At 60.2% G+C, this 24,297-nt stretch carries 25 protein-coding genes; 9 read left to right on the plus strand and 16 right to left on the minus strand.

Annotated features, from left to right (window positions below):
* Positions 1–21 precede the first annotated feature (21 nt).
* On the plus strand, positions 22–1,860 hold the full coding sequence (locus H8F21_RS04840) for a nitric oxide reductase activation protein NorD (protein ID WP_203480015.1): 1,839 nt from the start codon (positions 22–24) through the stop codon (positions 1,858–1,860).
* A gap of 7 nt (positions 1,861–1,867) precedes the next feature.
* Here H8F21_RS04840 and H8F21_RS04845 read toward each other — a convergent pair whose 3' ends face one another.
* Together H8F21_RS04845 and H8F21_RS04850 are read right to left on the minus strand one after the other, a co-directional pair.
* Positions 1,868–2,059, minus strand: a complete 192-nt coding sequence (locus H8F21_RS04845; protein ID WP_136476815.1) for a protein DnrP — start codon at positions 2,057–2,059, stop codon at positions 1,868–1,870.
* Positions 2,056–2,739, minus strand: a complete 684-nt coding sequence (locus H8F21_RS04850) for a Crp/Fnr family transcriptional regulator (RefSeq protein ID WP_203480014.1) — start codon at positions 2,737–2,739, stop codon at positions 2,056–2,058. Before H8F21_RS04850 ends, H8F21_RS04845 begins: the two co-directional genes overlap by 4 nt.
* Before the next feature lie 483 nt (positions 2,740–3,222).
* Here H8F21_RS04850 and H8F21_RS04855 point away from each other — a divergent pair, with 483 nt between their 5' ends.
* Both H8F21_RS04855 and H8F21_RS04860 read left to right on the plus strand, forming a co-directional pair.
* On the plus strand, positions 3,223–4,413 hold the full coding sequence (locus H8F21_RS04855) for an NnrS family protein (protein WP_203480013.1): 1,191 nt from the start codon (positions 3,223–3,225) through the stop codon (positions 4,411–4,413).
* Between the two features lie 24 nt (positions 4,414–4,437).
* On the plus strand, positions 4,438–4,875 hold the full coding sequence (locus tag H8F21_RS04860) for a CopD family copper resistance protein (protein WP_203480012.1): 438 nt from the start codon (positions 4,438–4,440) through the stop codon (positions 4,873–4,875).
* Between the two features lie 20 nt (positions 4,876–4,895).
* On the opposite strand, the gene H8F21_RS04865 is transcribed toward H8F21_RS04860, so the two are convergent.
* The 6 genes from H8F21_RS04865 to fdnG all read right to left on the minus strand — a co-directional run bounded on the left by H8F21_RS04865 (position 4,896) and on the right by fdnG (position 12,322).
* Complete coding sequence (locus H8F21_RS04865; RefSeq protein WP_203480011.1) at positions 4,896–6,437, minus strand: FAD-dependent oxidoreductase; 1,542 nt, start codon at positions 6,435–6,437, stop codon at positions 4,896–4,898.
* An 84-nt stretch (positions 6,438–6,521) separates the two neighbouring features.
* Complete coding sequence (locus tag H8F21_RS04870; protein ID WP_203480010.1) at positions 6,522–6,749, minus strand: hypothetical protein; 228 nt, start codon at positions 6,747–6,749, stop codon at positions 6,522–6,524.
* Between the two features lie 66 nt (positions 6,750–6,815).
* Positions 6,816–7,727 carry a formate dehydrogenase accessory protein FdhE gene (gene fdhE, locus H8F21_RS04875; RefSeq protein ID WP_203480009.1) on the minus strand — a complete coding sequence of 304 codons (912 nt, stop codon included), beginning with the start codon at positions 7,725–7,727 and terminating at the stop codon, positions 6,816–6,818.
* On the minus strand, positions 7,724–8,368 hold the full coding sequence (locus H8F21_RS04880) for a formate dehydrogenase subunit gamma (RefSeq protein ID WP_203584091.1): 645 nt from the start codon (positions 8,366–8,368) through the stop codon (positions 7,724–7,726). Before H8F21_RS04880 ends, fdhE begins: the two co-directional genes overlap by 4 nt.
* Positions 8,365–9,261 (minus strand): formate dehydrogenase subunit beta, encoded by an 897-nt coding sequence (fdxH, locus tag H8F21_RS04885; protein ID WP_136476807.1) that lies wholly within the window; start codon positions 9,259–9,261, stop codon positions 8,365–8,367. Before fdxH ends, H8F21_RS04880 begins: the two co-directional genes overlap by 4 nt.
* A gap of 10 nt (positions 9,262–9,271) precedes the next feature.
* Positions 9,272–12,322, minus strand: a complete 3,051-nt coding sequence (fdnG, locus tag H8F21_RS04890; protein ID WP_203584092.1) for a formate dehydrogenase-N subunit alpha — start codon at positions 12,320–12,322, stop codon at positions 9,272–9,274.
* Positions 12,323–12,772: 450 nt separating this feature from the next.
* On the opposite strand from fdnG, the gene H8F21_RS04895 reads away from it, so the two are divergent.
* A complete protein-coding gene (locus H8F21_RS04895) occupies positions 12,773–12,988 on the plus strand; it encodes a TOBE domain-containing protein (protein WP_136476805.1) in 216 nt (71 codons plus the stop codon).
* Here the strand turns inward: H8F21_RS04895 and H8F21_RS04900 are convergent.
* The 4 genes from H8F21_RS04900 to moaA form a co-directional block, all read right to left on the minus strand.
* On the minus strand, positions 12,983–13,600 hold the full coding sequence (locus tag H8F21_RS04900) for a helix-turn-helix transcriptional regulator (RefSeq protein ID WP_203480007.1): 618 nt from the start codon (positions 13,598–13,600) through the stop codon (positions 12,983–12,985). The genes H8F21_RS04895 and H8F21_RS04900 overlap by 6 nt on opposite strands.
* A gap of 13 nt (positions 13,601–13,613) precedes the next feature.
* Positions 13,614–14,246 (minus strand): hypothetical protein, encoded by a 633-nt coding sequence (locus H8F21_RS04905; protein WP_203480006.1) that lies wholly within the window; start codon positions 14,244–14,246, stop codon positions 13,614–13,616.
* Positions 14,247–14,370: 124 nt separating this feature from the next.
* Positions 14,371–15,792 carry a purine-cytosine permease family protein gene (locus H8F21_RS04910; RefSeq protein WP_203480005.1) on the minus strand — a complete coding sequence of 474 codons (1,422 nt, stop codon included), beginning with the start codon at positions 15,790–15,792 and terminating at the stop codon, positions 14,371–14,373.
* A gap of 200 nt (positions 15,793–15,992) precedes the next feature.
* Positions 15,993–17,006, minus strand: coding sequence for a GTP 3',8-cyclase MoaA (moaA, locus tag H8F21_RS04915; protein ID WP_203480004.1), 1,014 nt, complete (start codon positions 17,004–17,006; stop codon positions 15,993–15,995).
* Positions 17,007–17,275: 269 nt separating this feature from the next.
* Between moaA and H8F21_RS04920 the strand changes: the two genes are divergently transcribed.
* On the plus strand, positions 17,276–18,166 hold the full coding sequence (locus tag H8F21_RS04920) for an EamA family transporter (protein WP_203480003.1): 891 nt from the start codon (positions 17,276–17,278) through the stop codon (positions 18,164–18,166).
* A gap of 12 nt (positions 18,167–18,178) precedes the next feature.
* Here the strand turns inward: H8F21_RS04920 and H8F21_RS04925 are convergent, their stop codons facing one another.
* Positions 18,179–19,609, minus strand: a complete 1,431-nt coding sequence (locus H8F21_RS04925; protein WP_203584093.1) for an MFS transporter — start codon at positions 19,607–19,609, stop codon at positions 18,179–18,181.
* A gap of 163 nt (positions 19,610–19,772) precedes the next feature.
* On the opposite strand from H8F21_RS04925, the gene H8F21_RS04930 reads away from it, so the two are divergent.
* The 3 genes from H8F21_RS04930 to H8F21_RS04940 all read left to right on the plus strand — a co-directional run bounded on the left by H8F21_RS04930 (position 19,773) and on the right by H8F21_RS04940 (position 20,888).
* Positions 19,773–20,093 carry a YbjQ family protein gene (locus H8F21_RS04930; protein WP_136476798.1) on the plus strand — a complete coding sequence of 107 codons (321 nt, stop codon included), beginning with the start codon at positions 19,773–19,775 and terminating at the stop codon, positions 20,091–20,093.
* A 161-nt stretch (positions 20,094–20,254) separates the two neighbouring features.
* On the plus strand, positions 20,255–20,443 hold the full coding sequence (locus H8F21_RS04935; protein ID WP_203480001.1) for a hypothetical protein: 189 nt from the start codon (positions 20,255–20,257) through the stop codon (positions 20,441–20,443).
* Between the two features lie 142 nt (positions 20,444–20,585).
* The gene (locus tag H8F21_RS04940; RefSeq protein ID WP_203480000.1) at positions 20,586–20,888 is read left to right on the plus strand and encodes a hypothetical protein; all 303 of its coding nucleotides are present in this window, start codon (positions 20,586–20,588) and stop codon (positions 20,886–20,888) included.
* On the opposite strand, the gene H8F21_RS04945 is transcribed toward H8F21_RS04940, so the two are convergent.
* Entirely contained in the window at positions 20,879–21,301 is a 423-nt protein-coding gene (locus H8F21_RS04945) for a group II truncated hemoglobin (protein ID WP_203479999.1), read from the minus strand. The two genes, H8F21_RS04940 and H8F21_RS04945, sit on opposite strands and share 10 nt — an antisense overlap.
* 101 nt (positions 21,302–21,402) lie before the next feature.
* Positions 21,403–21,735, minus strand: coding sequence for a hypothetical protein (locus H8F21_RS04950; RefSeq protein WP_203479998.1), 333 nt, complete (start codon positions 21,733–21,735; stop codon positions 21,403–21,405).
* 355 nt (positions 21,736–22,090) lie between these two features.
* Between H8F21_RS04950 and H8F21_RS04955 the strand changes: the two genes are divergently transcribed.
* The gene (locus H8F21_RS04955) at positions 22,091–23,581 is read left to right on the plus strand and encodes a DASS family sodium-coupled anion symporter (RefSeq protein ID WP_203479997.1); all 1,491 of its coding nucleotides are present in this window, start codon (positions 22,091–22,093) and stop codon (positions 23,579–23,581) included.
* A 110-nt stretch (positions 23,582–23,691) separates the two neighbouring features.
* On the opposite strand, the gene H8F21_RS04960 is transcribed toward H8F21_RS04955, so the two are convergent.
* On the minus strand, positions 23,692–24,240 hold the full coding sequence (locus H8F21_RS04960; protein ID WP_045183137.1) for a cupin domain-containing protein: 549 nt from the start codon (positions 24,238–24,240) through the stop codon (positions 23,692–23,694).
* Between the last annotated feature and the right edge of the window lie 57 nt (positions 24,241–24,297).

Raw genomic sequence — 24,297 nt, forward strand, 5'->3', positions numbered from 1 at the left:
GTTGTAAACACAGGAGGCAACATGGCGTTCACCCTTGAGCTGGAAGAGTGGGTCGGCAGCGTCTGGCATCGCTTCATTACCCGCCGCGCCAACCCGGACTTTCCCGAAGCGAGTGTTGATCTAGCCTCTCGCCAGCGCGCATTGACCCTGTTGTTTCGCGCCATGGGCGGGCCCGCGAACCAAGGTGTGGAAGCCGCCAGCGAGCGTGACCTGCTGCTGCGCCGCACACTGTTGCAGCAGATCGCTGGCACCTGCAAACAGGTACCGCTGGCCTGGTGTGATGGCCAGAACCTGCGCTTGCCCAGCCACCTGGCGGTGTTTCCCGAGGCCAGCTTGAACGAGGCGCTTTATCGCTGGCTGGCGCTGCTGGCGGCGCATTCGGAACCGATGCGCCATTGGGGGCGCGACAACCAGCGTTGGACCCAAATCCTGTTGCAGCGCTACCCGGCGTTGCTGCCACGTTACCAGCGTCTGGTCGAGGCCCACCTGCAGTTGCGCCCGGACCCTGACTCCCTGAGCCCAGCGGAGGCGGCCCTGGAGCGTGCCCTGTGCCAGGCCCTGCGCGAGCCGGGCAGCGTCAGTGAGTTTCCGCGCAGCGAGCGTGCGGCGTGGCCGTTGCCGCTGTGGTTGTACCCGCCGCTGCACATGCCCGGCGCCCAGGCCGGTGAGCTGGAAGACACCGACGAACACCTGGCCACCCCACCGGGCGAGCAGCGTAGCGGGCGCAAGCGCGCTACCCGAATCGATGAAACCCGTCGTGAGGGCGGGCTGTTGATCGTGCGTCTGGAGAACCTGTTCAGTTGGACCGAGCACGTCGACCTCGATCGCTGGTCGGACGACAGCGAAGACCCCGATGCCGCCCGGGTTGCCGATGATCTCGAGCAACTGACCCTTTCACGCACCCGTTTGCGCAAGGGCGGGGGCCTCAAGTTGCACCTGGATTTGCCGCCTGCCGATGTCGACGATATTCCGCTGGGCGAGGGCATAAAGCTGCCGGAATGGGACTATCGCACGGGGCGACTGCAACCGAATTTCGTCAATCTGCAGATGTTCGAACCCAGGGATTCCCAGGCGCAACCCTTGCCGCCCCGGCTACAGCCGGCAGCGCGGCGCCTGCAACGTCAGTTCGAGCTGTTGCGTAACGACCGCCAATGGTTGCGCCAGCAGCCACAAGGCTCAGAGTTGGATCTGCAGGCCTGGCTGGACTTCTACGTCGAGCGCAGCCACGGTCAATGTGCCGAGCGTGGCTTGTTCCTGGCGCAACGGCAGACGCGCCGCGATCTGGCCTGTCTGCTATTGGCAGACGTGTCGATGTCCACCGACGCGCACATCAACGATGAAAGCCGAGTCATCGAAGTTATTCGCGACAGCTTGTTGTTGTTCGGCGAAACCCTCTCGACCCTGGGCGATGACTTCGCCTTGTACGGGTTTTCCTCGTTGCGTCGCCAACAGGTACGCCTGCAGGCGCTCAAGACGTTCGAGCAGCGCTATGACGACAGTACACGCGGGAAAATCCAGGGACTTACGCCGGGCTATTACACGCGCATGGGCGCTGCTATTCGTCAGGCGACTCGCCTGCTTGGTGCCAGCAAGCGCAGACGCAAACTGCTACTGCTGGTCACCGATGGCAAGCCCAATGATCTGGATTTGTACGAGGGGCGCTACGGTGTCGAGGACACCCGCGAGGCAGTACGCGAGGCGCGGCGCCAGGGCCTGATTCCGTTCTGCATCACTATCGACCGTAAAGCGGGGGAGTATCTGCCGTACATGTTCGGCAGCAATGGCTATAGCTTGATTCGTCAGCCGGAACAGTTGCCGCTGCGATTGCCGCAACTGTATCGGCAGTTAACTCAGCCTTGAGGTGTATCTAGCGTGGCAACCACAACACCATTGCCACGCAGAACAGGGTCAGGCCAATGCAGAACCACAAAAAGCGCAATTGCTGTTTTGCCGCTGCATGGGCCGGGGAGGTTGGCAGCGGCATGCCGCATTGTTCACATTCAACCCCGTGGATGGGGTTGCTGTGTTGGCAATACAGGCAGACGGGCAGGGCCTTCATTCAAACTGCTCCAGCCGTGAGCGATCGAGAATGACGATATGCCGGCCTTCCTGGGTGATGACTTTTTCATCGATCAAGCGGCGAATGATGCGCGAGAACGTTTCTGGCTGAATCGACAGGTGGCCGGCAATCAGTTGCTTGGCCATTGGCAGTTCGAACTGCGTTTCGACCGGTTGAACCTGCATCATTTGCGTCAGCAGATAACGCACCACGCGGTGGGTTGCGTTCTTCAGTGACAAGGTTTCTATTTCATTGACCCGTTGATGCAAGCGCACGCACAGCTTGCCCAGCAGCGCGAAGGTCAGTCGGCTGTTGCTCTGTAGCAGGCGCAGGTAGGTGCTGTTGGACAACCGATACAATTGCGACGGTGCGATGGCTTCGGCCGAGGCCACGTAGTTGGGTGTGTCCATCAGCATCATCGCTTCGGCAAAGGTCTGGCGCGGGCCGATGACTTCGAACACTTTCTCTTGGCCGTCCGGCGTCAGGCGGTAGATTTTTACCGCGCCGGCAATCACAAAATAAAACCCTTCGGCCGGCTCGCCTTGACGAAACAGCGGCTCTCCCTTGTCGACGCTGAGTAATTGGCTGGAAGCCATCAGATCGTCGAGTTGCTCGTCATTGAGCGGCTCGAACAAGTGGTGACTGCGCAGAATCTGGTGATGGACACGGTGAAGGACCATGAGCGTTCATCCTGAGGCGAGTTAAAAGAGGGCTCAGATAAGACCGAGGGCAACATTGCTGGCGATCGCGATGAACGAGCCTAGGGCGGCGAACCATGCCAGTGGCTGGATGATGCTTCTCATGTGAACTCCAAACGAATGACTGATGGGGCTTATCAGCAAGAGTCGGACCAGGCTTCAGCCCGCGTATTCTCTGCATCAGCCAGGTGTAAGGGTAAAATCTACCGCGTCACAAAGGGTAGAAAGAACCATCAAGGGTAATTTATACCCTGATTGTTGGCTGCATCGCGGGATCGAGCCAGCAAATGCGCGAGGGCACGGCTCTTGCACAATCAAGCATGAAGCAGCGATGGGCAGCTTACGCAGTTGTGGCCAGCACGCGTTGACGTGCGACAAGGGCTAGGCTCACTAAATCGTAGACGATAACGCCGGGATAGGTTTCGCCCTGGGGCACCCCGGCAACAGGGTTAAGGAGTGGTTTCAATGCAAGTACTTGATCGCCGTAAAGCAATGGCCATCGTGCCGTTGTTGCGTCTGGCGTTCCGGCCATTCTTCCTCGGTGGCTGTGGCTTGGCTTTGCTGGCAATTCCGCTGTGGCTGGCAGCCTTGCACGGCTCGCTGGGCGATTGGCAGCCCGCCGGTGGCTGGCTGGCCTGGCACCGTCATGAACTGTTGTTCGGTTTTGGCCTGGCGATCATTGCTGGCTTCTTGCTCACCGCCGTGCAGACCTGGACCGGTCAGCCGGGTATCAGTGGCAAGCCTTTGGCGGCCCTGGCTGCACTGTGGCTGGGGGCACGGGTTGCCTGGTTGGTGAATGCGCCCTGGCCCGTGCTGGTGGTGCTGGAGCTGGCATTCCCGCTGGTAGTGGCGGTGCTGATGGGGGTCACGCTGTGGCGGGTACGGCAGAAGCGCAACTACCCCATCGTGCTGCTGTTGCTGCTGCTCACCGTGGTCGATGCGGTGGCGGTGTACGGCTTGGTCCAAGGCAACGACGGCTGGCAGCGCCAGGGTGTGCTGGGCGGTATCTGGCTGGTGGCGGCGATGATGGTGATGATTGGCGGGCGGGTGATTCCGTTCTTCACCCAGCGTGGCCTGGGACGGGTCGATGCGGTCGCGCCGTGGCCGTGGCTGGATTGGCTGCTGTTGGCAGGTTCTGCGCTGATAGCACTGTTGTATATCACTGGCCCGGCGCTACTGCCCAATGTCGGGGTGGGGGTGTTGTTCGCGATACTGACCCTTGGCCACGCGGTGCGTCTGTGGCGCTGGCATGATCGCGGGCTGTGGAAGGTCCCGCTGTTGTGGTCGTTGCATGTGGCCTATGCCTGGATGGCGCTGGCCTGCCTGGGCATGGCCCTGTGGCACCTGGGCGTGGCGATCAATCCCAGCCTTGCGGTGCATAGCCTGACAGTGGGCGCCATCGGTGGGTTGATACTGGCAATGGTCACCCGCGTCAGCCTCGGGCATACCGGCAGGCCGCTGCAGCCACCGTCAGGGATGACCCTGGCATTTGTGTTGCTCAATCTTGGCGGCCTTAGCCGGGTGCTGGTGGTGCAGTGGTTGCCGTTGGCGGGCTTATGGCTGGCTGGGCTGTGCTGGACCCTGGCGTTTGCCTTGTATGCGTGGCGTTACGCGCCAATGCTGATGCGTGCGCGGGTTGACGGTCATCCAGGATAACGACGCCAGAGCAGGAGGCTGACAATGTACTACCCCTATATTTTAGTTATTCACTTGCTGGCAGCGATCGCCTTTATCGGCACACTGTTTTTTGAAGTGTTCATCTGGCACACCGCGCGACAGCAAGTTTCCGAGGCTGCTCAGGGCGCAGCCGACCAGGCGATCTCCAGCCGTTCGCGTAAAGTGCTGCATGGCGTCGTGCTGGTGCTGTATGGCGCCGGTATCGGTCTTGCCTGGCATCATCGCGGCGCTCTCAGTCAGCCGCTGGCGAGCAGCTTTGCCACGCTGCTCAGCCTGAAGATCATCCTCGCCTTGAGCATCATTGGCCACTACCTGCTGCTGGCGTATCTGCTCAAGCGCCAGCGCCTGACCCAGTCCCGCGCTCGCTGGATTCGTTGCAGTATTCTTGGGCACATGCTGTTGATCGTGATACTGGCCAAGGCCATGTTCTACTGGCATTGATCACAGGCTAACGCTTGCGCTCACCTGTTCGGGTTATCGACGGGCAGGTTGAGGCCACGCTCGGCAAAATAGGTTTCCAGCACCGCTGCGTCGGCATTGCTCCAGACAAGCGCGATGTAGGTGTCGGGTCGTATCAGGTACACCGCGTCGCGTACCAGCCCGGCAGATTCGTGGGCCGGGCTCCAGACAAATACATCCACGGGTATACCGCGACGGCTGCACCATTGCACCAGGCTTGCGCTGACAGCCCCGTACACCTGCACTTGCCAACAGATACGGCTCAGGCCGCTGAAATTATCGCGCCCGTCCTCGGCGACCCAGGGCAGGCGGTCGCCGCCCTGAAGTGAGCCTGCATCGCCGTAGCTCAACGGCATGTAGCGATAGTTCAGGGTGATTTGCGAGACGGTGCGCAAAACAAACGCCTGGGCTGACCTGAAGGCCAACACCCGCGGCAGCAAGCGCGGGGCCAGACGGGTGCGTAACAAGGCTGCCAGGCGACCATCGGCGGTGACAAAGTTGAACACCTGGTCGGTGGTGGCCACCAGGCGCTGGGCGAAGGCACTGCGCTCGATCTGGTAAGTGTCCAGCAGGCTTTGCCGGGCTTCGCCGCGCAGGACGCTGGCCAGCTTCCAGGCAAGATTGATGGCATCGCCAATACCGGTGTTCATGCCCTGGCCGCCTGCCGGGCTGTGTATATGGGCGGCATCGCCGAGCAGGAACGTACGCTTTTGGCTGAAGTGTTCCGCCACCCGATGATGCACCCGGTAGGTAGAGAACCAGTTGACCTGCTCGACCTGCACATTCATGTGCTCGATGGCGCGTTGGCCGACATCGTCGAAGCGTAATTGTTCGGGGTGTTCGGCACGCGCGTCGCGCACAGTACCAATCAGCCGGGCTCGGCCATCGCCGGCCAAGGGGAACACCGCGAGAAAGTCTGCTTCGTCGAGGTCGACGTGCAGCTCGCCGTTCAGCGCCGGGCCCGAGGCCTGCACGTCGGCAACATAGAACACTTGCTGGTAGGTGCCGCCGGGAAAACCAATACCAAGTGCCTTGCGCACTGTCGAGCCCGCGCCGTCGCATCCTGCCAGATAGCTGGCCTGGCAGTGCTCAAGCGTGCCATCGGCATGGCGCAAGCGGGCCTTGATACCCTGGTCATCTTGGGTGAAGTCGCTCAGCTCGGTGTTGCGTTCCACGTCGATGGTGAAGGCCTGAAGGCGGTCGATCAGCAGCTGTTCATGTTCATCCTGCGGGTAGATGTGCAGGAAGGGGTAGGGCGTAAAGCCGGCGCCGATGCTGTTCAGGGGCAGGCGGGCCGCGGCATGGCCCTTTACCCAGAGGTTGGCTGCGGGCACCTGGCGGCCGCGCTCGACAATCGCCGTGGTCAGATCCAGCTGGCGGTACAGCTCCAGCGTTCGAGCCTGCACCGCCAACGCCCGGGACGTGGTGCCGGGACCGCTGGTTTTGTCGATGATGCGCACGCTTACGCCTTGTTTGCTCAACCACAAGGCCAGCACCAGGCCAGTGGGCCCGGCGCCGATGATCAGTACTTCACAGTGCTTCATTGCATGTGCTCCATTCAAGAAGAACTGGAACTTATGCAAGTGTAAGTCTACTGCCGGGATTTGTCCGTCGCCTGCGGCGCCGGGTTATTCGGCCTTGGCGCGTACAATGCGCCCGCTCTTGATCTCGTCGGCGTAGGCATGAAGCTTGTCCGAGTCTTTGTACAGGCGGTTCATCAGGTGCAGTACGGCCACAACATCGACACCCTCGATTCGTTCGGCCAGTTTGCTGATTTCGCCGGCAGTGCGCTCAAGGTTGGAGGCGACGCTTTTCAGGTCGCGCTTGAGTTCGGCGGAAGATTTTTTCACGGCCATGAGGGTCTCCGGGGGATTGGGTGTGGGTTACCGCGGGGCAACTCGACGTGCCCCGCGATGCTTGCTTCAACCAGGAAACAAAAACGGACTGACGCCACTGCGGCCGAATCCCTCACGCTCAACCTCGGCGTCGAGGGCGAGGGAGGCGAGGTCATCGGCCAGCAGTTCCTGGTCACGGTCCTTTTCCGGGTAGAAGACTTTCAGGTAGCTGTGACAATCGTTGCAGCTTTCCGCTTTGACCGCGGCATCCTGACGTTCCAGCGACCAGTAGTCCAGTGCGCCGGTGGCTTCACAGTTGCTGCATTTTACCCGGACCATGTGCCAGCGGCATTCGCACAGGCTGCATTGCAGGTAGCGCAGCCCGGCCTGGCTGCCGGTCATCACCACGCTGGCGACCGGGGCGCTTGTGCATACCGGGCAGTGCTGGCGTTGCTCGCCAATAACGGCACTGGCCGAAGCAGGCAGGGCGCTGGCCAACTGCGTGAAGTACAGCGACAGCGCTGCCCACAGGAACAGTGCCTGGCCGCTGCCAACCTGCTCGTAGTCGCCGGCCAGCAAGGCGCTGGCCAGTTCCTCCAGTTGCGCTGGGCTATGGCCGCCGAGGTTGTCCAGGGTACTGCGCACGTTCGGGTTGGCGTCGCTGTACAGCCGTTCGATCACACCTTGCAGCAGTTGTTGCCAATACGGGTCGCGTGGATAGTTGGCCGTGGCCAACGGCGCCTGGCCGCTACCCACGCGGTGCGCAAGGCCGTCAGCAAGTGCCTGTGGCAATGGCAGGCGTTCAAGCAAGTGCTGCTGGGCGTGTGCCAGTTGTGCGCAAAAACCGAGGTAGTCGCCCATGGCATGGCTGTCGGCAAGCTCCCGCAATCGCACGGCACGCTTGGCGTAGCGGTCCTTGAGCGATGGCAACAGTACGGGCGCAATCTGGGCGATGCCGCCGCTAGGTGTTTGCACCGGGGTCATGTGGATACTGCTCATGGCTTGCTCCCGGTTTTGTTCTGTTTGTTGATCTGCCGGTACCAGCGGTCATGGTGGGTCTTGGCCCAGGTGCGGCTGACGTAGCCGGTGACCATGCCCCGAATCGAGCCCTTGACCCAGAACGCCAGGTAGGCATGACCGATGATCAGCAGAATCAGGGAAATACCTGCTACTGCGTGTATCAGAAGGCCGATACGAATGCTGGGGATCGAGAACAGCGGCGCGAAATACGGCCGCCAGATCACCACACCGCTGAGCAGCAACACCGTGATCAAGGTCATGATGCCCCAGAACAACACCTTCTGCCCGGCGTTGTATTTGCCGATGTTCAACGCCGGATCATGCTTGCCGGCCAGCACTTGCTTGACGTTCCTGAACCATTGCGCGTCTTCGCGCTCCGGCAGGTTGTAGCGCACGAAGCGCGCGAACAGGAACATCAGCAGAACGAACACCACCACGCCGAAAAAGGGGTGAAGAATACGTGCCAACTGCGGGGTGCCGAACACGGCGTTGAGGCCGTTGAACGAGGGAAAGAACCACGACAGGCCCGACAACGCCACGGCGAAAAAGCAGATCACCATGAACCAGTGGCAGGCGCGGTCGATAAAGCGGGTGCGCAGGATCAATTTGTCGGTGTTCATGCGTGGGTGTCCTCCTCGTGCTTCTCGTCCTGTTCGTCGACCTCGTTGGGGCCCACGCCGATGTAATGGAACAGGGTGCCGGCGAGGGTGGCGAAAAACGCCGCGGCGGCCACCGGCTTCATCCAGCCTTTCCAACCCTGGATGGCAGTGCTGATGCGCGGGTCGGTTGGCAGCTTGTGATACAGCTGGGGTTTGTCCGCATGCTGCAGCACGTAGACCACGTGAGTGCCGCCTACGCCTTGCGGGTCATAGATTCCGGCACCGGCAAAACCGCGTCCCTGAAGCTCGGTGACCCGCTCGCCAGCCTGGTGCAGCATGTCCTGCTTGCTGCCGAAGTTGATCGCGCCGGTAGGACAGGTTTTGACGCAGGCCGGTTCCTGGCCGACCGATACGCGGTCCACGCACAGCGTGCATTTGTAGGCCTTGTTGTCCTTCTGGCTGATGCGTGGCACATCGAAAGGGCAGCCGGCAATGCAGTAGCCGCAGCCGATGCAATGCTCGGACTGAAAATCGACGATGCCGTTGGCGTACTGAATGATCGCACCGGGCTGCGGACAAGCCTTCAGGCAGCCAGGGTCGGCGCAATGCATGCAGCCGTCCTTGCGGATCAGCCATTCAAGCTTGCCGCTTTCATCTTCGACTTCATCGAAGCGCATCAGCGTCCAGGTTTCGGCAGACAGGTCCGCCGGGTTGTCGTACACCCCCACGTTGTGACCGACTTCGTCACGCAGGTCGTTCCACTCGTTGCACGCTACCTGGCAGGCCTTGCAGCCGATGCAGATACTCACGTCGATGAGCTTGGCCACTTCGGCCTGGTGGTCGCGGGTGTGTGGCGCCGGGGTCAGCACGCTAGTGGCCGAGCGGCGGACAATGTCTTGGGATTGCATGGACATGGTTTCGCCCTCAGACCTTTTCAATATTCACGAGAAATGCCTTGTACTCGGGCGTATGGGTGTTCGAGTCGCCGATGCCTGGGGTCAGGGTGTTGGCCAGGAAGCCCTTGCGGGTCGCGCCCTCGTAACCCCAATGGCAAGGAATGCCGATGGTGTCGACATCCTGACCATCAATGGCCAAGCGACGGATGCGCTTGGTCACCACGGCCTTGGCCTTGATGTAGCCGCGCTGGGTGCTGACCTTGACCATGTCGCCCTGGACAATGCCTTTGTCGGCGGCGAGCTTTTCGCCGATCTCGATGAACTGCTCAGGCTGGACGATGGCGTTCAGGCGGGCGTGTTTGGTCCAGTGGCGGAACAACTCGGTAATTGAGTAGGTGGTTGCCACATAGGGGAAGTCTTCGCGCTTGCCCATGCGTTTGCGGTCGCTTTCATACACCCGCGCTGTCGGGCTGTAAGTGACGTTCGGGTGCAGCGGGTTGTGTGCCAGCGGACTTTCCGTCGGTTCGTAGTGCTCAGGGAACGGGCCATCGTTCATGGCGCCAACCGAGAACAAACGCCCCAGGCCTTCGGGCAACATGATGAACGGATTGATCTTGCTGCCGGGTGCGGCGGTAACGGCAAAGTCAGGCACATCAACGCCGCTCCAGCGCTCGCCATCCCAACCGATCAGCTTGCGCTTCGGATCCCATGGGTTGCCCTGTGGGTCGGCCGAGGCACGGTTGTAGAGGATGCGGCGGTTTTGCGGCCAGGCCCAGGCCCACGCCGGGGTGCAGCCCAGGCCGCTGTCGGCGTTGTCGCGACGGGCCATCTGGTTACCTTGTTCGGTCCAGGAACCGGCGAAAATCCAGTTGAAGCACTGGGTGCTGCCGTCATCGCGCAATTGCGAGAAGTCATTGAGCAACTGGCCCTTGCGCAGGATCAGCTTACCTTGCTCATCGTGCAGGTCGGCCAGCGCGCGGCCGTTGGACTCCTTGGCCACTTCTTCGGGCTTGGGGTCGTAGGGGTCGGTATAGTCCCAGGCCATGTTGAGAATTGGGGCCGGGTTGGCGCCGCCTTCCTTTTCGTACAGTTCACGGATCTTCATGAACAGATGACCGAGGATCTTGCCGTCGTGCCAGGCTTCGCCGGGCGGCGCAGCACCGGCCCAGTGCCATTGCAACCAGCGCCCGGAGTTGACGATCGAGCCGTCTTCCTCGGCAAAGCAGGAGGAGGGCAGGCGGAACACTTCGGTCTGGATCGCCGCAGTGTCAACATCGTGCTGTTCACCGTGGTTCTGCCAGAAGCTGGACGTCTCGGTGGCCAGCGGGTCGATGATCACCAGGAACTTGAGCTTGGCCAGAGCGGCCTGGGCCTTGTTCTTGTCCGGGAAAGCGGCCACCGGGTTGAAGCCCTGGGCGATGTAGCCGTTGACCTTGCCCTCGTGCATGAGGTTGCTGTAGTTAAGCACGTCGTAGCTGTCATCCCACTTGGGCAGCCAATCGAAACCCCAGTCGTTGGCGGCTGTGGCCTTGTCACCCCAGAAGCTCTTCATCATGCTGATGAAGAACTTGGGCGTGTGCTTGTAGTAGTTGACCTGATCTTCGAGCAGCGCTGTCGGCGTGGTCTGCTTGAGGTAGGTGGCAAGGCTGGTTTGCTGGTCGGACGGCAAGTTCATGTAGCCCGGTAAACGGAGCGACAGCAGGCCGAGGTCGGTGTAACCCTGAATGTTGGAGTGTCCGCGCAGGGCGTTGACGCCGCCGCCGGCCATGCCGATGTTGCCCAGCAGCAACTGGATCATGCCCGAGCCGCGAATCATCTGTGCGCCGTTGGTGTGGTGGGTCCAGCCCAGGGCGTAGAGGAAAGTCGCGGTGCGGTCGGGCACGCAGGTACTGGCGAGAATGTCGCAGATCTGCAGGAAGTCATCCTTGGGCGTGCCGCAGATATTGCTGACTACATCCGCTGTGTAGCGGCTGACGTGGGCTTTGAGCAGGTTCCATACGCAGCGCGGATGGCTTAGCGTCAGGTCGCGCTTGGCGTAGCCCTTGTCGTCAAGTTCGTAGGTCCAGGAACTGCGGTCGTAACTGCGCTTTTCTTCGTCGTAGCCGCTGAACAGGCCGTCATCGAAGTGGTAGTCCTCGCGCACGATGAGGCTGGCGTTGGTGTAGTGGCGCACATACTCGTGCTGGACCTTGTCATGGCTGATCAGGTAGTTGACCACGCCCATCAGGAAGGTTACGTCGGAGCCTGCGCGGATTGGCGAGTAGATATCGGCGACCGCAGCGCTGCGGTTGAAGCGCGGGTCGACGACGATAACCTTGGCGCCGTTGCGGATCTTCGCCTCGATCACCCACTTGAAACCCACCGGGTGCGCTTCGGCCGGGTTGCCTCCCATGATCAACACCACGTTGGCGTTCTTGATGTCCACCCAGTTGTTGGTCATAGCGCCGCGCCCGAAGGTCGGGGCCAGGGCTGCTACGGTGGGCGCGTGACACACACGGGCCTGGCTGTCGGTGCCGAGAATACCCAGGGCGCGCGTAAAGCGCTGATCCAGCGAGCCGGTTTCGCTGCTGGCGGCCGAGGAACAGAGCATGCCGGTACTCAGCCAACGGTTAACCGTGGTGCCCTTGGCGTTCTTTTCGATGAAGTTGGCGTCGCGGTCATCCTTCATCAGCCGGGCGATACGCTCGATCGCGTGGTCCCAACTGATGCGCTGCCATTTGTCTGACCCGGGTGCACGGTATTCGGGGAACAGCAGGCGCTGTTCGCTGTGCACGTAATCGACCAGACCCGCGCCTTTGGGGCACAGCGAACCGCGGCTTACCGGGTGATCCGGGTCGCCTTCGATATGGAAGATGCGGGCCTTGGCATTTTTTGCACCGTCACCGAGGCTGTACATGAGAATCCCGCAACCCACCGAGCAATAGGTGCAGTTGTTGCGGGTTTCCTTGGCGCGCAGCAGTTTGTATTGGCGCGACTGGGTCGCCTGGGCCATGCCGGGGGCAAAGCCCAGGGTCGCGCACGTGGCGGTGGCGACACCGGCGGTACAGAGCTTGAAGAACTGACGTCTGCCGAGTCCCATGGTTATCTCCTTATTCTTTCGGCTGCACAAAACAGCGGGCATAGGTATGCCCGGCAACAAGGCGTCGCAAGCGCAGTTGGCTGAGGATGAGGTCACGATTGATGCAGGCCCTGTCTGGCGCAGGGCTCGGGTTACGCGGATGGCGGCTAGTGTATTCCCGTATGGAATGTAGGACTAATCAAGGGTGTTGATGGTCCTATCGAGCGCCTCTATCGCGTCTCGTCCGCGGGTGGGCAAAGCCTTGTCCTGTCTATCTCGGGCATTGGCGGGCCATGCACAGGCTTAGACCAAAGTAGCATTCGCCGTCCCCGCCTGGCCGGGGGCGACTTTCTCATATATTCATTATTGATCTAACAAAATGATTAATTATTCTTTTTTGTTTTCTCGCTGAGCGTGCACTCTGCACCTCAAGCACTGCGTCGCAGTGCACCCCGGAACGAGGAAGCAGGCATGACCATCAAGGCGATCAACGTACGCAATCAGTTCAAGGGCACGGTCAAGGAGATCATTGAAGGGCCAGTGGTGTCGGAGATCGACGTGCAGACACCTGCTGGCATTGTCACCTCGGTGATTACCACGCGTTCGGTACACGAACTGGAGCTGCGCGTGGGCAGTGAAGTGATTGCCTTCGTAAAATCCACCGAGGTGTCGATCGCCAAGTTATGAGGCGTCGCGCATCAACTGAAATCGACAGACCTGCCCACCGCGCAGCATGCATTCCAGGTGCTGCACCTGCCCACCCCCCAGGCTGCCAATCAGCGCCAGGTCGAGCTCACAGATTTGCGGGTGAGCTTCGGCCAACTGATGGAATACGCAGTTGTGAGCGACTATCTGCGTCGCTTCTCCCGAACGGAAAAACACCTCTGACTCATAGCCGACATCGTTCATGTGGTCGGCAATCTGTTGCTCATCGAGTCGAGTAGCACTCAGGTCTGCGGCCATCTTGGTGCCCAGGCTGCGCATCAGGGCCACCAGGGCTTCATGGCCGATCAGGCTTGCGACTTCATCGATGAGCAAATTGGCCAGCAGGTGGTAGTGGCGCGGAAACAGCTCTTTGCCACTCACGCTCAGGCGGTATAACTGCTCGGGGCGCCGGCCAGTGGCACGCAGATCGCCGCGCACCACCAGGCCGTCCCGTTCCAGCGCGGCCAGGTGCTGACGCACCGCCGTGCGGGTGACGGCAAGCTGGCTGGCCAGTTCTTCGATGCTCATGCCTGCAGCCTTGTAAAGCAGGGCCGAAAGCAGATCCTGTTGGGTACGTCCCAGACCTTCGAACATCGACAGACCTCGCTCAGAACTTGTCCGGGAATTGTTTGACCAGCGCCGCCGTCAAGGCGTCGGCCAACCCGAGAATGTGCTCGCGCATGTGTTTCCAGGTGGCAGCTTCTGCCTTGTAATCCTTTTTTGCCAACGCGTCGATCTGGGCGATATGGTGCCCCCCGTGTGCGGCAAGCAGGGTGGTCAGCGTTGCTTCAGGCAAATAGGGATTGGCGCTGGAAAGGAATTTGGCCAAGGCCTTGGCGTTGCTGGTCAAAGCGTTCACGGCTGCCTGCTTGCCAGAAGCAGATTGACTGACAGTGGCGTCACTGTAGTGCTTGACCGCGCCCCAGTGTCCGCCGAGCAATTCAAGCAACTGCTCAGCGGCAGGCTGGCCATACAGCGGCGCGATGCTGTTGGCTATTGCGGTGGCGTTACTGACCACTTCCTGGCTGGCAATAGCCGCCTGCTGGCGATTACCGGCTTGATTGGCAATGGCGTAGTTGCGAATCCAGAAAATATGCTCAACCCATAGGTCTCGCAGGGCCAGACGGGTAGTCAAGGCAGCGGAGTCGGCTGGCGGGGGAGGGGTTTGAGCCGCAGGGCTCAAGACGGGAAGCGCGCACAAGGCAGCGAGTAGCAACACGACCGACATTCTGATCTTCATGGCAGTACCCTCGAGGGGTGAAGTGGCCTACAAGATCAATTACAGCATAAAAATATGTCGTTATTAGTCGGTGCGCCGAACGGTCGTTGCCCACCGTAAACGGAGGGCAACGCCAGTTTTCAGCTTAGGATGCAGCCGGTTTCGGCAGAATCATGTGCACGGGTGCCTGGGCTGCCTTGCCGCGAGCGACCAGGTAATACAGCACACTCGGGACGATCAGGCCAATGATCCACGACACGTCGACACCGCCCAGGTGGGCAACCATTGGGCCGGTGTAGAGCTTGGTGGAAATGAACGGCATCTGGATCAGTACACCAATGGTGTAGACGATGATGCCAGGCATGTTCCAGCGCCCGTAGCGGCCCTTGGGATCGGCTAGCGCCGGAACGTCATAACGTTCCTTGGTGATGAAGTAGTAATCCACCAGGTTGACCGCGCTCCAGGGGACGAAGAAGGTCAGCAGGAACAGGATGAACGACTTGAACGCGGCGAGGAAGGAGTGCTGTCCGAGCAGGGCGATGATTGTCGCGGCACCGACAATACACAGCACGAAGATCAGGCGCTGACGGCGGCTGACTTCGATGTGCCCGCGAAAGCCACTGATGATGGTGGCGATGCACATGAAGCTGCCATAGGAGTTGAGGGTAGAAATGGTCACCTTGCCAAAGGCAATGCTGAAATACAGCAGCGCTGCTGTTGCGCCAGTGCCACCCAGGCCGACGATGTAGGCGACTTCACGGCCGGAGAACTGACCGTTGGCGATTGCTGCGGCAAACACGCCGAGAATCATTGAGGCCTGCGCGCCCACTACCGAGCCAAGGCCTGCGGCGAGGAAGGTCTTGACTGAGGAGGTATTGCTTGGCAGGTAGCGCGAATAGTCTGCTACATAAGGCCCAAAGGAAATCTGCCAGGAGGCCGACAATGATACTGCCAGCAGAAACGAGGCCCAGGTGAAGTGGCGATTTTCCAAGAGCTGGCTGATGTCGGTAATCATCAGGATGCGGCTGAACAGGTAGACGAAGGCAATGATCCCCAGCACGCTGGCGATGCGCCCGATCCAATGGATCATGCGGTAGCCGAACACCGTCGCCAGTACGATCACGCCGGCAAAGATCAGGATCCCTGTGCTGTCGCTGACGCTCAGCAACTGGCCAATGGCCTGGCCCGACAATACCGTGCCGGTAGCGGTGAAACCCAGGTACATCAGGCACACCAGGGCAATCGGGATGACTGCGCCATACACACCGAATTGCACCCGGCTGGAAATCATCTGCGGCAGCCCCAGCTTCGGCCCTTGGGCGGCATGCAGGGCCATGACTGCGCCCCCCACCAGTTGGCCGATCAGCAAGCCGATCAGTGACCAGAACACATCGCCACCGAGCACCACGGCCAGGGCCCCGGTCACAATTGCGGTGATTTGCAGGTTGGCGCCCAGCCATAAGGTGAACTGGCTGTACAGGCGTCCGTGTCGTTCATTTTCCGGGATGTAGTCGATCGAGCGCCGCTCGATCAGTGGCTTGCTGCGCGATGCGCTGGCCTGGGTCATTGCTGTGGATCTCCGCATTTTGTTGTTGTCGAGCGGTTGGGTCGCCGACCGGACGCAGGGTCGGTGACGTTTGCAGATATCATCATGTATATACAAGCGTAGTCAAGTGAGTACGTTGTAGCGAAAATTCATGAAGACAGACGCAGTTATGCCCGAAAGTTAGCGCAGAGGATCAACAAGGAAGGTAAACCGCGCAGCGTCTAGCCGCCGGTCATGTTCATGAAGCGCAGGATTTGCACGCCGCCATTGACGTCGAAGTGATGGCTGTAGGGTTTCAGGGTCATGGCATCGCGGATGGCTTTGTCCAGGCGTGCGGTGTCGCCGGGGTGGGCGCGCAGAACCTGTTTCAAGTCGCTGGCGTGATCGTTGCCCAGGCACAGCAGCAAGCGCCCTTCGACGGTGAGTCGTACCCGGTTGCAGGTGGCGCAGAAGTTATGGCTGTGGGGGGAAATGAAGCCAATACGAATGTGCGCAGCTTCGGCCAGGCGCCAGTAGCGTGATGGCCCCTGGGTAGACTCGGCGGATTCGATCAGGGTGAACTGTTCGGCAATGCGCGCGCGAACCTCGTCGCTGGAGCAATACGACTCGCCCCGCTCATGTTCGCTGATGACGCCGAGCGGCATTTCTTCAATGAAAGAAATATCCAGTTCACGATCAATGGCAAAGCGCACCAGATCATTGATCTCGCTATCGTTACGGCCCTTAAGCACCACACAGTTGAGCTTGGTGCGCTGAAAGCCCGCTGCTCGTGCCGCGTCGATGCCGGCGATTACCTGGTCAAGATCACCCGTGCGGGTCAGCGTTTTGAAGCGTTGGTGATCGAGGCTGTCCAGACTGATGTTCAGGCGCGACAGGCCAGCATCGAACAGCGGTTTGGCCAGGCGTCCAAGCTGTGAGCCATTGCTGGTCATGCACAGCTCGCGCAGACCTGGCAGCGCGGCAACACGGGCGCACAAATCGACGATGCCCTTGCGCACCAGTGGCTCACCGCCGGTGAGGCGAATTTTACGTGTGCCCATGGCGACGAAGCGCTCGGCCACCTGATACAGCTCTTCAAGGGTAAGAATGCGTTGGCGAGGCAGGAACTGCATGTCTTCGGCCATGCAGTAGACGCAACGGAAGTCGCAACGATCGGTGACCGACATTCTGAGATAGTCGATCTTGCGATCGAAACCATCGACCAGTGTGTTGTCGCTTGCGTTCACAGATGCCATTGCCTCTTTTGATCAAGCTCCCGTCGCTGCGGGGAATGCATGGGTGCAAATGCATTGAACAGGAGTGCGCTTTATCGAGCATAGGGAGGCACTGGGGTGGCGTCAAATTGCTTTTAGTGACTGATCGATAAGCCTCGTCTATCGGTGCCAGGGCCGCGAATGCTCTGGGCTGGGGCGGGATCAAAGGCAGGTACAGGTCGCATCCGGGATGCGAGCAACGCGAGCATAAGGTTATGCTGTTGCGAAATATTACAAAGCTGGATCGGGATATGCCGTTAAAGGACTTACTGTTGGCCCTGGTGGTAATTGTTGCCTGGGGTGTCAATTTCGTCGTGATCAAGGTTGGCCTGGATGGCTTGCCGCCGATGTTGCTGGGGGCGCTGCGCTTTGCCCTGGTTGCGTTTCCGGCGGTGTTGCTGGTTAAGCGCCCGCAGTTGCCCTGGCGTTGGCTGATCGCTTATGGCGCTACCATTTCACTGGGTCAGTTCGCTTTTCTCTTCGAGGCGATGGGCAATGGCATGCCACCGGGTCTGGCCTCGCTGGTGTTGCAATCACAAGCCTTTTTCACCCTGTTCTTTGCCGCGATCTTTCTTGGCGAGCGGCTGCGTGCAGCAAGTGTGCTGGGGCTTCTGGTCGCAGCGGGAGGGCTGACTCTGATTGGCAGCGAGAACGGCGCCAGCGTGCCGTTTTTCGCGCTGTTGCTGACCTTGTGTGCGGCGGCGATGTGGGCCATGGGCAATATTATTACCCGGCGCTTCGGCAATATAGATTTGGTCGCCCTGGTGATCTGGGGCGGATTAATCCCTCCGTTGCCGTTCCTGGCGCTGTCCTGGTGGCTGGAAGGACCGACCCTAATTGAAAGCTCGTTGCGCGGGATCGGGTGGAGTTCAATCCTGTCGCTGGCGTACCTGGCTTTTATTGCCACCATGCTTGGCTACAGCCTATGGAGTTACCTGCTGTCACGCTATCCCGCAGGCAAGGTGGCGCCGTTCTCGTTGTTGGTGCCGGTGGTGGGCTTGAGTTCGTCGGCGCTGTTGCTGGGCGAGCGGCTGACACCGCTGCAAGGCTGGGGGGCGGGGCTGGTAATGGTCGGGTTGCTGATCAATGTGTTTGGGTCACGGCTGTTGGCAGGTCGGGTTACGGCGCAAGGCCGGGCTTGATTGAACGGCGCATCAGGCCAGGGCAAGTGCGCGGGTGCCGGTAATGCGTCGAACCAGCAGGAGCGTCAGCAGCGGAGCAAGCGTGAACACACCGAACAGCCACGTGGCGGCGTGCTGCGCCCCGACTACGCCGCCAGGTTCAACCAGGCCTGCACTGTTACTCACGACGCCAGCGAGTGCCGCAGCCAGGGCTGTGGCGTACAGTTGCACGGTGGTGATCGAGGCCGATGCCAGGTTTTCCTCGCCAGGACGCGCCGCGCTCAGCACGCGCGTCAGCAGGTGTGGCCAGCCTAGGCCGATACCCAGTCCAACCCCGGCCAGGGCAAGGCAGTAGCTGACCACGCCGACTGTGGTGCGCAGCCATCCAAGCTGCGCTGTCATCAATGCCAGGGCCAACATTGCCAACACGATGATCACCGGGCCAACGCGCATCATCCGCTCGGCCGCATCCCCTGTACGGCTGGCGCTCAGTAATGCAGCGACTGTCCAGCCAGCTGCCATGGCTGCGGTCATATAGCCCGCGGCGAGAGGCCCGAGGCCGTGGATCTGCTGAAGAAAATAGGGCACGAAAATCTCTGTAGTGACGGCGGCGATCAACAGACACATCATTGCGTACAGCACACCGAGTCGGCTGCTAAGCGAGTAGGCCCCGGTGGGCAACAGGCGGCTTTGCGGGTTTCGATCCAGGCGGGCAATCAGCACGGCGATAGCAAGGCCGGCGCCAATGCCGAGCAAATTCCACAGCAAGTGACTGCTGAGGCTGGCTGCCGAAATAGCCAGCACCGAAGCGACCAGGCAGACAATCAAAGCGTAGGGTGGGCGTGTGCTACTGGAGGTGGCGGCGAGGCTGTTGTTCAGTTGAGTGACCACAATGACCGCCAGCAGGCCGATTACCGGCAGTAGGGCCCAGAATGCCCAGCGCCAATGTCCGCCCTCGGCGAACACGCCACCAATGGCTGGCCCACACAGCGTCGCCAGGCCCCACATGCCGGAGACCATGGCCATCGCGCGAGGCCATAAGCGCTCGTCAAACACCAGACGGATCAGGGCATAGCTCAGGGCAAACAAAACCCCACCGCCCAGGCCCTGGACGCTGCGACCGGTAAGCAGCACCGGCATGCTCGGCGCCGCTGCGCAGAGGATTGAACCTACGGCGAAGATCGTCAGTGCCAGCAGGAACGCGCGCCGGGCGCCAAGCCCTTCGAGCAGGCGTGCCGAAAGGGTAGAGCCGATGATCGACGTGACCACGAACAGCGTCGTACTCCAGGCATAGAACGCCAGCCCGCCAATATCGGCGATGACCGTAGGCAGAATGGTGGTCACGATGTAAACGTTGATTGCGTGCAGTGCCACGCCGCCGGCCAATGCTATCGAACGCAGGGCGTTGCGACCGTGCAACAGTTCGGCCCAGGAAGCACTTGCAGGCGTAGCGGGGGAGGACATTTGCGATTCCTTCGCAGGGGTGAGTCGTGGTTGCAGTCTAAGAGCGTCTGAGGGGTAACACAAACAACCGCCTGGGTTCATCGCCGCTGGCATTTGTTACCATCGCGCTTTTGCCGCGCCACCAGGGCTCGGCGTACAACCTGCAAGACCGAAGGAGAGCAGCATGATCATCACCACCACAGGCACTATCGAGGGGCGCCAGATTGCCGCCTACCTGGACGTGGTAAGCGCCGAATCGGTCCAGGGTATCAACGTGGTTCGTGACGTCTTCACCAGCTTTCGGGACTTTTTTGGCGGCCGCTCGCAAACCCTGGAAAGCGCCTTGAAGGAAGCCCGCGAGCAAGCGACGGATGAAATCAAAGCCCGCGCGCGCAGTTTGCAGGCTGATGCGGTCGTGGGCCTGGATTATGAAATCAGCATGCCGTCTGCGCGCGGCGGCATGGTCGTGGTGTTTGTCACCGGGACAGCGGTCAAGCTCCGGTAGACACTCGGGTGCGACAAAATGGCTCGGCCACTGGTCGGGCTTTTTGCTTTTTGTCCTCATGGTCGATAAATGACCGGCTAGTCTCTGAATCACTTGGGACGGTAATTTCCGGGCGACCAACTATTTGCCCATACCGACCCACTGTCAGAGGGAGACAGGGCATGAGTGAATCGTATTTCGAGGACAACGGTGACGAATTTCCCATTAACAGTCAGGTACGTTGCGGCCAGTCCGCATTTCGTCTTGGCTTTGCCCACATGACCCAGGATGACGCGGATCACGCCAAACCGTGCCACCTGCAACGCGCGAAGAAGGGCCGTTTCATGCCCAGGGTCCCGTTGAAAAAGTGAACTGTTTCACAACACCCCGCACCATGTCGCGGGGTTTTTTATGCATTGTTTGACCTTGCTCAAAGGTTGCGGCATAGATGCTCGCGTCATAGGCGCATGTATGCCTTACTTGTCCGGCTGCTTTCAATACAGGGGATGACCGATGCGTATCAGGGAAGAAACATACTGGCAATGGGCGGACGCTCAACTTCATAGCCGCAGTCACGATGAGCTGCTCAGTGACGGTACCAACATTGATGTTCAGGTCAGGCTGTCGCGCACGGGCGCCACGCAACTGTTTATCGGCATTTACGCCAGTCATGGCAAGGCGATGGTGGAGGAGTACTACCCCAGCCGCCCCGGCGAAACCATGACCCGGGCCATGGTCTGGGGGGTAAATCGGGCCCGGGCCCTGCTTACCGGTGACTTCCCGCTTGAGCAGATACCCCTGCGGCGTCAAGCCTGAGAATGGCGGTTGTGGCTGGCCTGGACAATGCGCTGGGCCGGCACACGCAGTTGCAGCAGCAGGTAGTGGGCAAACGCGGCTGAATAGCCTTGCCTGGCGATGGCCTGCTCCATGCAACTTAACCAGATGTCGCTGTGGGATTGGTCGATCGGCCATTGGGCATGGAATGCCGGAATGGCGATCGATCCATAGCGCTCCTTGTACAATGACGGGCCACCGAGCCACCCGCTCAGAAAACAGGCCAGTTTATCTCGCGCGTTGTCGAGGTTGTCCGGGTGCATCTGTCGCACCGGGCGGGCATCCGGGTTCTCATCCATCAAACGATAGAAATCATCGACCAGGCGCCTCAGGCCCTCGATGCCGCCTGCGGCCTGATAGGAGGCGTCGCCGATTCCGAATGCGCGGTTGTTCATGGCCACTCTCTGCAGGAAAAGCGCCATTGTAGCCAGATATCGACGGCATGAAAAAAGCCCAGTGCAGGCACTGGGCTTTGGTATTGCAATAAGCGCTGTTATCAGCAGAGACGATCGATTACCGCGACGCCTGGTTGGTTTTGCAGCGTCGACCACTCGTGTTGCAGGGTCTGCAAAACACGGCCTACGTATTGGGTGTCGGCGGCGGCTTTCTTGCCGACATAGCCTTGACCACGACGGTACATCTTCAACCGGGCACGCATGTTCGGCGTGCATTGCTCGAACTGCGCTTCATCGGTGAGGGTCCCCAGGCTGTCCAGGCGAACCTCGCCCTCTTCGCAAACCCAGAGAATGTGGCTGTCGAGCGTGTCTTTACGCGCAGCGAACAGTTGAGCCAATTCGTCGATAGTCGGTTGATTGTTCAGATTCATCATAAAGCCCCCTAGGCCATTTTTAGTTGAGTTCAAACACGTCATGTAGCCTTGAAAGAAAGCTGCTACAGCAGCGTCACAACTGGGGGCTTTTACACGCTGCCTTTTGGGCAGTACCCATCCGCACACAGCTCATGGATCCTTCGAGCTGCCTGGAACACCCTTGCCAGTGTCCCCGATCGGGGAGACGACCTCATCATGCAAGGGCCGACGAACGGCGTCAATAGATTTTGTAGTGATTTTTTTTGGTCACTACATTTTGTCTGACAATGCTTCCTCTGCCGGTGTTGATGCGTATCAGTTCGTTCACAGGTGAAGTGGCTGATGATGCTCACTCATGTATTACAGGGAGATGCTCATGAGTTCGTCGGCAAGTGCACCGAGTGCACAACCTGCCCGGGTCAAGATTCCAATTGGCTTGTTGTTGGCAATAGCAGCTTTGGTTGGGGTGCTGATGCTGCCGCTGCCCGCCGACTTGCCGGTGGCCGGTCACCGCGTGCTGGCGATTCTGGCATTTGCCGTGGTGGTGTGGATCAGCGAGGCGGTGTCCTACGAAGCCAGTGCAATCATGATCACCTCGTTGATGGCGTTTCTGCTCGGTACGGCGCCGACCGTGGCCGATCCATCGGTGACCTATGGCTCCTCGGCGGCCATCAGCCTGGCCCTTACCGGCTTCTCCAACAGCGCACTGGCCCTGGTAGTGGGCGCCTTGTTCATTGCTGCAGCCATGACCCACACGGGGCTGGACCGACGTATTGCCCTGGTAACCCTATCCAGCGTTGGCGTCAGCACCCGGCGTATTCTGCTCGGCGCAGTGGCGGTGACTATCCTGCTCAGCCTGGTAGTGCCCAGCGCCACCGCGCGTAGTGCGTGTGTGGTGCCGATCATGATGGGGGTGATCGCCGCCTTCGGCGTCGACAAGCGCTCCAACATTGCTGCTGGCATCATGATCATCGTCGCCCAAGGCACCAGTATCTGGAACATCGGTATCCAGACCGCTGCAGCGCAAAACCTGCTGACAGTGGGTTTCATGGACAAGATGCTCGGCGCGCGGGTGTCATGGATCGACTGGTTGATCGCGGGTGCGCCGTGGGCGGTGATCATGTCGGCGGTGTTGATTTTCATTGTGCTCAAATTGTTGCCGCCCGAAAGCGACAGCATTCCCGGCGGCAAGGCGGCGGTCAGCAAGACCCTGGCGGAACTGGGACCGATGAGCGGGGCGCAAAAGCGCCTGCTCGGGGTGTCGGTGCTACTGCTGTTGGCCTGGGCGACTGAGGGCAAGCTGCACAGCTTCGATACCACTTCGACAACCTACGCGGGGCTGGTCATCCTCTTGCTGCCTCGCGTCGGGGTAATGACCTGGAAAGATGTGCAGTCGCGGATTCCCTGGGGCACGGTGATTGTCTTCGGGGTTGGTATCAGCCTGGGCACAACCTTGCTCACCACGCAGGCCGGACAATGGTTGGGCGCGCAAGTAGTGGCCAATACCGGGCTGGATCAATTGGGAACCCTGGGGGTGTTTTCGATTCTGGCGGCGTTTCTGATATTGATTCACCTGGGTTTTGCCAGCGCCACCGCGTTGACCTCGGCGCTGTTGCCGATTCTGATTGCGGTACTGCAGACCTTGCCGGGTGATTTCAGTCGCCTGGGCATGACCATGGCCCTGGGCTTTGTTGTCAGCTATGGCTTTATCCTGCCGATCAACGCACCGCAGAACATGGTGTGCCTGGGAACCGAGACATTCAGCGCCAAGCAATTTGCCCGCGTCGGGATTCTGGTAACGGTGATTGGCTATCTGCTGATGCTGGTGTTTGCGGCGACCTGGTGGCACTGGTTGGGATGGATGTAGCGTTCGCTAATGGCGCAACCGGTAGGCGCAGGCTTGCCCCGGGATCGGCCGCGACCCGGCCGAAACCCTACCTACAGGCTGCACTGACCCCAGCGCAGGGCAGCCTACGATCAGAAGTTCGCCGGTGTGTTGGCGCTGATGATTTCTGCTTCGTCCTGGCCGATGTTCTTGAAACTGTGGGGCAGGGTGGTCGGGAAGTAGTAGCCGTCACCGGAGTTGAGGACGCTGACCTGACCATCGACACGCAGCTCAATGGTGCCGCGGGTTACCAGGCCACACTCTTCACCTTCGGAGTGAACGATAGGCTCGTCACCAGAGTCGGCACCCGGTGCGTACAGTTCGCGCAGCATGCGCATTTGCCGGCCTTCGACACTGGCGCCGACCAAAAGCATGCGCAGGCCGCTGTTGCCCAGGTCAGGCTGCTCGGTGGAGCGGAATACAAAACGCTCTTCACGCGGCGGCTCGTCAAAACTGAAGAACTCTGCCAACGACATGGGAATGCCTTCAAGCAGTTTTTTCAGGGAACTGACCGAGGGGCTGACGCGATTCTGCTCGATCTGTGAGATCGTCGAGTTGGTCAGCCCGCTACGACGGGCCAGCTCCCGCTGGGAGAGTTTGTTGCGTTCACGCACCAGTTTGAGTCGTGTCCCCGTGTCCATAGCCGCCTTATGTGTTAAAAATTTTTGGCGGAGCATTAAAGCACATTCCGCGAAGCT

Source organism: Pseudomonas arcuscaelestis, from assembly GCF_016881005.1.
Classification (GTDB): Bacteria; Pseudomonadota; Gammaproteobacteria; order Pseudomonadales; family Pseudomonadaceae; genus Aquipseudomonas; species Aquipseudomonas arcuscaelestis.

Excerpts from the sequence above, each read along its gene's own strand:
- H8F21_RS04930 (WP_136476798.1), top strand. The coding sequence starts at position 19,773 with ATGATCATCACCACCACAGGCACTATCGAGGGGCGCCAGATTGCCGCC.
- H8F21_RS04920 (WP_203480003.1), top strand. The coding sequence starts at position 17,276 with ATGCCGTTAAAGGACTTACTGTTGGCCCTGGTGGTAATTGTTGCCTGG.
- H8F21_RS04840 (WP_203480015.1), top strand. The coding sequence starts at position 22 with ATGGCGTTCACCCTTGAGCTGGAAGAGTGGGTCGGCAGCGTCTGGCAT.
- H8F21_RS04855 (WP_203480013.1), top strand. The coding sequence starts at position 3,223 with ATGCAAGTACTTGATCGCCGTAAAGCAATGGCCATCGTGCCGTTGTTG.
- H8F21_RS04880 (WP_203584091.1), bottom strand. The coding sequence starts at position 8,368 with ATGAACACCGACAAATTGATCCTGCGCACCCGCTTTATCGACCGCGCC.
- fdxH (WP_136476807.1), bottom strand. The coding sequence starts at position 9,261 with ATGTCCATGCAATCCCAAGACATTGTCCGCCGCTCGGCCACTAGCGTG.
- H8F21_RS04925 (WP_203584093.1), bottom strand. The coding sequence starts at position 19,609 with ATGTCCTCCCCCGCTACGCCTGCAAGTGCTTCCTGGGCCGAACTGTTG.
- H8F21_RS04960 (WP_045183137.1), bottom strand. The coding sequence starts at position 24,240 with ATGGACACGGGGACACGACTCAAACTGGTGCGTGAACGCAACAAACTC.
- H8F21_RS04955 (WP_203479997.1), top strand. The coding sequence starts at position 22,091 with ATGAGTTCGTCGGCAAGTGCACCGAGTGCACAACCTGCCCGGGTCAAG.
- H8F21_RS04865 (WP_203480011.1), bottom strand. The coding sequence starts at position 6,437 with ATGAAGCACTGTGAAGTACTGATCATCGGCGCCGGGCCCACTGGCCTG.
- H8F21_RS04905 (WP_203480006.1), bottom strand. The coding sequence starts at position 14,246 with ATGAAGATCAGAATGTCGGTCGTGTTGCTACTCGCTGCCTTGTGCGCG.
- H8F21_RS04845 (WP_136476815.1), bottom strand. The coding sequence starts at position 2,059 with ATGAAGGCCCTGCCCGTCTGCCTGTATTGCCAACACAGCAACCCCATC.
- H8F21_RS04935 (WP_203480001.1), top strand. The coding sequence starts at position 20,255 with ATGAGTGAATCGTATTTCGAGGACAACGGTGACGAATTTCCCATTAAC.
- fdnG (WP_203584092.1), bottom strand. The coding sequence starts at position 12,322 with ATGGGACTCGGCAGACGTCAGTTCTTCAAGCTCTGTACCGCCGGTGTC.
- H8F21_RS04870 (WP_203480010.1), bottom strand. The coding sequence starts at position 6,749 with ATGGCCGTGAAAAAATCTTCCGCCGAACTCAAGCGCGACCTGAAAAGC.
- H8F21_RS04940 (WP_203480000.1), top strand. The coding sequence starts at position 20,586 with ATGCGTATCAGGGAAGAAACATACTGGCAATGGGCGGACGCTCAACTT.
- fdhE (WP_203480009.1), bottom strand. The coding sequence starts at position 7,727 with ATGAGCAGTATCCACATGACCCCGGTGCAAACACCTAGCGGCGGCATC.
- H8F21_RS04850 (WP_203480014.1), bottom strand. The coding sequence starts at position 2,739 with ATGGTCCTTCACCGTGTCCATCACCAGATTCTGCGCAGTCACCACTTG.
- H8F21_RS04860 (WP_203480012.1), top strand. The coding sequence starts at position 4,438 with ATGTACTACCCCTATATTTTAGTTATTCACTTGCTGGCAGCGATCGCC.
- moaA (WP_203480004.1), bottom strand. The coding sequence starts at position 17,006 with ATGGCATCTGTGAACGCAAGCGACAACACACTGGTCGATGGTTTCGAT.
- H8F21_RS04910 (WP_203480005.1), bottom strand. The coding sequence starts at position 15,792 with ATGACCCAGGCCAGCGCATCGCGCAGCAAGCCACTGATCGAGCGGCGC.
- H8F21_RS04900 (WP_203480007.1), bottom strand. The coding sequence starts at position 13,600 with ATGTTCGAAGGTCTGGGACGTACCCAACAGGATCTGCTTTCGGCCCTG.
- H8F21_RS04895 (WP_136476805.1), top strand. The coding sequence starts at position 12,773 with ATGACCATCAAGGCGATCAACGTACGCAATCAGTTCAAGGGCACGGTC.
- H8F21_RS04950 (WP_203479998.1), bottom strand. The coding sequence starts at position 21,735 with ATGATGAATCTGAACAATCAACCGACTATCGACGAATTGGCTCAACTG.
- H8F21_RS04945 (WP_203479999.1), bottom strand. The coding sequence starts at position 21,301 with ATGAACAACCGCGCATTCGGAATCGGCGACGCCTCCTATCAGGCCGCA.